1 protein-coding gene is annotated in these 1,131 nt (G+C 57.6%); it reads left to right on the top strand.

Annotated elements, in window-relative coordinates; translation table 11 throughout:
• Positions 1–79 precede the first annotated feature (79 nt).
• The gene (locus tag ACG2LG_RS23920) at positions 80–1,117 is read left to right on the top strand and encodes an IS630 family transposase (protein WP_396263393.1); all 1,038 of its coding nucleotides are present in this window, start codon (positions 80–82) and stop codon (positions 1,115–1,117) included.
• The last annotated feature ends 14 nt before the right edge of the window (positions 1,118–1,131 follow it).

The raw sequence follows: 1,131 nt of genomic DNA, 5'->3' as shown, positions 1-1,131 counted from the left end.
TATACTTCTCGGCATCATTATTTCGGATTTCTTGAGTGTGGCAGATATAGTCATCATTGCGGCTGCGTATTAACTCCCGATGATAGAATTGAAGATTACAGATGACGAAAGGGAGGCGATTGCCGAGGAGCTCGACGATCCCGAGGTCGACCCGCGTATCCGCCGCAAGCTGATGGCGGTACGCATGCATGACCTGGATGTGCCCCACGCCACCATCGCTGCTGCACTCAACATCAGCGACGACACCGTCACCAACTATGTGAAGCTCTACCGTGACGAGGGCCTCGCCGGGCTCATGGAGAACCGGCACTACAAGCCGACAAGCAGCGTCGCCCCCTTTATCGTCGAGATCGAGAGGTCGTTCTCGGAAGCGCCGGTGGCAACCGCGGCCGAAGGTGCCGAGCGCATCGATTCGATCTCGGGCATCCGGCTGTCGGACTCCCAGGCCCGCCGTATCATGATCCAGCTCGGATTGAAGTTCCGGAAGTGTGCGGCGGTTCCCGGAAAGGCCGATCCCCAGATGCAGTTCGACTTTCTGCAGGACGAACTGCTTCCCCGGCTCGAAGAAGCGCGCAACGGGGAACGAAGGGTTTTTTTCGTTGATGCCGCCCACTTCGTGCTGGGTGCCTTCCTCGGCATGATCTGGTCCTTCACACGGATCTTCGTGCCCAGCGGATGCGGGCGGCAGCGCTACAACGTGCTGGGGGCCGTCGAGACACGGGATCATGACTTCGTGAGCATCAGGACCACCGGATCGGTGAACGCCGACACGGTTTGCGAGCTTGTGCGCAAGCTCGACCAAGCCTACCCAGGTGAGGAAATTACGCTGGTGATGGACAACGCCCGCTACCAGAGAAACAAGAAGGTGTTCGCGGCTGCGGAAAAGTATGGGATCGAGCTGCTGTTTCTGCCGTCCTACTCGCCGAACCTGAATCTCATCGAGAGGGTCTGGCGGCTGGTCAAGGCGAGGTGCCTGCGGAACAGATACTTCGACGACTTTCCCAAATTCATTGGAGCCATCGACGAGTTCATCGACTCGCTCAGCGGCGAAAATCGTGCATGCCTTCAAAGCCTGGTTACCGAGAACTTCCAGCTGTTCGAGAATCCGAAAAGTTAATGCCGAGAAGTATA

The sequence above is a fragment of the Haloferula sp. A504 genome, assembly GCF_044385805.1.
In the GTDB taxonomy this organism is placed as follows: Bacteria; Verrucomicrobiota; Verrucomicrobiia; order Verrucomicrobiales; family Akkermansiaceae; genus Haloferula.
The sequence above is the reverse complement of the archived record's forward strand: the minus strand, read 5'-3'. Positions and strand labels throughout refer to the sequence as shown.